This window comes from Myxococcus sp. AM010 (genome assembly GCF_013372585.1).
Taxonomy (GTDB): domain Bacteria; phylum Myxococcota; class Myxococcia; order Myxococcales; family Myxococcaceae; genus Myxococcus; species Myxococcus vastator.
Map to the genome: position 1 here is coordinate 1 of NZ_JABXEO010000180.1, position 3,677 is coordinate 3,677.

General features: G+C 70.7%; 2 protein-coding genes. One reads left to right on the forward strand and one right to left on the reverse strand.

The window, feature by feature from the left end; genetic code table 11:
• On the forward strand, nt 1–1,226 hold a 1,226-nt coding region (locus tag HV826_RS36055), incomplete at its 5' end, for a non-ribosomal peptide synthetase (RefSeq protein WP_255217592.1).
• On the opposite strand, the gene HV826_RS36060 is transcribed toward HV826_RS36055, so the two are convergent.
• Nucleotides 1,213–3,543: a patatin-like phospholipase family protein gene (locus tag HV826_RS36060; protein ID WP_368671073.1), complete on the reverse strand. Its 2,331-nt coding sequence runs from the start codon at nt 3,541–3,543 to the stop codon at nt 1,213–1,215. The genes HV826_RS36055 and HV826_RS36060 overlap by 14 nt on opposite strands.
• Nucleotides 3,544–3,677: the final 134 nt, after the last annotated feature.

A 3,677-nucleotide genomic window follows, 5' to 3' on the forward strand; every position in this document is an offset into this window, starting at 1 on the left:
TCTCCGCCGATGCCCTGCGCCAGCACCTCCAGCAGCGCCTGCCCGAGTACATGGTGCCCGCGGCCTTCGTGGCACTGGCGTCTTTGCCGCTCACGCCCAGCGGCAAGGTGGACCGCAAGGCCCTGCCCTCTCCCACGTTCGCGGACACTCGGAGCCAGGAGGTCCATGTGGCGCCTCGGGATGCGCTGGAGTTGCGGCTCGTACGTGCCTGGGAGCAGGTGCTCGGCGTGGAGCCCATCAGCGTGCGCTCCAGCTTCTTCGAGCTGGGGGGACACTCGCTGCTGGCCGTGCGGCTCGTCTCGGCCCTGCGCGAGTCCCTGGACCGGCCGCTTCCGCTGGCCGCGCTGTTCCAGGCGCCCACGGTGGAGCAGCTCGCCGACTTGCTGCGTCGCGACGACACCGGCCAGGCGTCACCGCTGGTCCCGTTCGACGCGGGCCGAAGTGGAACGGAGGCTCCGTTCTTCTGCGTGCACCCTGTCGGCGGCAACGTCCTGGCCTACGCGGAGCTGGCCCGGCTGTTGGGGCCGGAGCGTCCGTTCTACGGACTCCAGGCCCAGGGGCTCGACGGAAGCAAGCCTCCGCTGGGCACTGTGGAGGAGATGGCCGCCGCCTACGTGGAAGCCATCCGCGCGGTCCAACCCGCCGGGCCCTACCTGCTGGGCGGCTGGTCCGTGGGCGGCGTCATCGCCTATGAGATGGCGCGCCAGCTTCGCGAGCGGGGAGACGCGGTGGCCCTGCTGGCGCTCATCGACGCCTACACGCCCGCGGCGCTCACCGCCGCCGAGCCCGAGCCCGCCGCCGCGCAAGTCATCGCCGCCTTCGCGAGCGACGTGCTGGGCCTCGAACTCACCGACCTGGCCCCGCCGGACGCGCCCCATTCGCCCGAGGCCCCACTGGAGGCGCTCTGGGAAGCCGGCCAGCGCGCGGGCACTTTGCCGCCGGGGATGGAGCCCGCGCACCTGCGGGCCCTGCTTCAGGTGTTCGAGACCAACCTCCGGGCCGCCCGCCGCTACCAGCCGCCCGCGCTGAACCCGGGCCGGGTGTTGCGGCTCCAGGCGACGCAGGGCGCGGAGGGCCTGCCCGAGGACGGTGGGTGGAGGGCGCTGGTGGGCGCCGGACTGGAGCAGCACGCCGTGTCCGGAGACCACTACAGCATGCTGCGCGCCCCGGGGGTCCGCGAGCTGGCGGACCGGCTCCGGAGCGCGCTGAAGCTCACCACCGGGTGAGGAGGAACTCGACGCCCAGGCCCAGCTCCTTGAAGTACTTGGGCGTCCCTCTGATGAGCTGCCGCTCTCCCTCCGTCTTCTTGAGGAGGTAGACCGGCACCGTGAGGCGCACGCCCACCATCTCCGCCAGGTCCACGCCCAGGCGGGCCTCCGGAATCGTCAGCGCCCATTCGTTGGGCTGGGTGAGGTATCCGGCGGACACGCCCAGTCCGGCGCGCCACCGGACGTACGGGCCTAGATCGAGGAACGGAATCGCGCCGGAGAAGCCATCCATGTCGGAGACGCAGTCGATGTAGAGGCCCAGCGAGGCCCAACGGATGCGCGTGTCGTTGGGCACGAGCTGGTCCATGTCCCGCACGCCCAGCCCGGACAACACGGCGCCGAAGCGCCACTCGTTGCGGCTGTAGGCGTAGTCCTCGCGCCCTTGCTCGTAGGCCCCGAACGGCAGCTCCACGCCCACGCCCACGCCTCGCTGGCGCATGGCGCTGAGCGTCCAGACGTGGTGCGGCTTCGAGTAGGTCAGCCACTCATCCAGGAACGCGGAGCCCGCGGGACGGAGTGGAATCTTGAGGTTGCCCTTCTGCTGCGTGACGAGGCTGTGGAAGGCGGTGCCCACGCGCTGGCGGACCGGGATGAGGTCCTCGCGGGTCCCCGTGGCTTCAATGCCCTCCATGACGCCTTCGCTGTACTGGTAGCCCACGTCGCCCAGCACGGTGAGCAGGTCGTCGACCTGTCCCTTCTGGAGCTGTCCCGCCTTCGCCTGCTGCGTCAGGGTGTCGGTGGCCTGGCGCAGCCGCTCCAGCTGCGGCGTCGCCTTGCAATCGCCGCCCACGACGCAACGGAAGCCGGGCGAGTCAATGCCCAGGACGTTCAGCACGCGCACTTCGCGATCCCTCAAGCGCTCCTTGTCGGCGCGAGGCACCAGCAGGTCGACGGCGCGCGTCGAGGTGAGCTGGGTCGACAGGAAGCGGATGGCGTCTTGCATGCCCCGGTAGAAGTCGTGCTCGCGGAAGCGCCGGTCGAAGAAGCCCATCATCGCGAACTGGAACTCCGACGGGAGCACGGACGTGCGGCGCGGAATCTGGATGCGGCCCGACAGATTGATGTCGTGCTCCAGCGTGTTGAGCACGGCGCTGTCGCGCGCGGCGTTCAGCACGTTGCCCATGTACTGGAAGTAGGCCTCGTCCAAGGGGCTGCGGGAGCGCTTCGGCCGCGCGGGCGCTGGCGCCCAGTCCCAGCCGACGGCGTCCTGGTCCAGGTAGACGACGGGGAACCGCTCGCGATTGAGCGTCGTCTCCCGCGACTCGCCGCGCTCCACCCACCGCGAGCCGAGCCGCACCGCCAGGTCCACGGGGTTGTTGTTGAGCACGCCGCCGTCAATGAGCTTGAGGGACTCCAGGGGCCCCCATTGCGTCTCGTTGAAGAAGGAGACCTCGACGGGGACCGGCGGGAACGCCAGCGGAAAGGCCCCGGAGGCCTGCGGGGTGAGCAGCAGGTTCTCCAGGGACACCTCGTGGCCGCCGTCGCCAGTCGGCTGGGCGCCCAGCGCCGGGTAGTATGCGAGCTCCTTGGGCTTCACCCCGATGTGGGGGAACGACGCGCTCACCGCGCCCTCCATGAAGGGCAGCCGGGCGGTGAGCTTCCCTTCGCCCTGCGTCATCACCTGCACGACGAGCTTCTCCGTCACGCGCTTCAGCTTGAACTGGGAGTCGGGTCCGCCCTGGCCGAAGGGCACCTCGCGCCCGCGCAGGTTCGTCACGGTGATGCCGTAGGCGAAGGTGCAGTCCTCCTTGAAGCGGGTCGTCTGGGCCTTCTTCAGGATGAGCTGCAGGGTGTCCTGCATGTGCGGCTCGCTGAAGAGGTGCGTGCCCTGAGCGGGCTCATTCCGCTCTTCGGGGAGCAGCCGCCCCAGGTCGAGCTGGTCGATCCACACGGTCCAGAAGAGGCTCTGCTCTGGCGCCCACGTGGACTGGGCGAACGCCGTGTCACACGAGGCCAGGCCGCCGAGCAGCGCGTTCACCGCCCCCGCCGAGGCGCCCGTCCACACCCGCGGCGCCGGGTTGCCCAGGTCCGCCTGCGCGCCTTCTCGCTGCGCGACGCTCCAGAACCGGACCAGCGTGGAGATGAACCCCGCCTGATACGCGCCCAGGCTGATGCCGCCGCTGACGACCAGGGCCGGCGCGCTGCGCTCCGTCTCCTCGGCCAGCGCGCGGGCCTTGGCGTAGTCCTCGATGTGCGGTGGCAGGTACGGCGTCCCCTCGGGGACGAGCCCGGTGTCCTTCGCGAAGGCGCCACTGTTCGGCGTGACGGGCGGCACCTCGGGGCTCACCGCCGGGACGGTGAACGCGCTGCTCGGCGGCCTGGCCTCGTGTGACACGGCGTTCGCCCAGTCCACGTGGGCGCCAGAGCAGAGCCTCTTCTGGACCGTGTGGATCGACCAGCTCGACCTGG